Annotated in this window: 1 protein-coding gene; it reads right to left on the bottom strand. The window is 31.4% G+C overall.

Features of this window, described 5'->3' with window-relative positions:
• The coding region (locus E0702_RS21570) for a BNR-4 repeat-containing protein (RefSeq protein ID WP_205742171.1) at nucleotides 1-226 on the bottom strand (226 nt) is incomplete at both ends.

Genomic DNA, 226 nt, shown 5'->3' with positions numbered 1-226 from the left:
CCTTTTTATCCTCTGCAATATCCCAATTCCAGGCCTTTGCCCCTCCCTTTTTTGCATCATAAACAATGTCTAATTCCTCTGGTTTTAAAGGTAAATCGGCAATATTTTTAATTTTTTTACCATTTGCTTTATAAAAGGCTCCATTTTCATAATAGGTATAATAAATACTGTTGTTTTTTTCATTTCTAGGATGCCCATCAGTAAATGTAAAATGAATTTTACGATC

It is taken from the genome of Halomonas marinisediminis (assembly GCF_004347715.1).
GTDB lineage: Bacteria > Pseudomonadota > Gammaproteobacteria > Pseudomonadales > Halomonadaceae > Halomonas > Halomonas icarae.
This window is presented reverse-complemented; position numbering and strand designations above follow the sequence as displayed.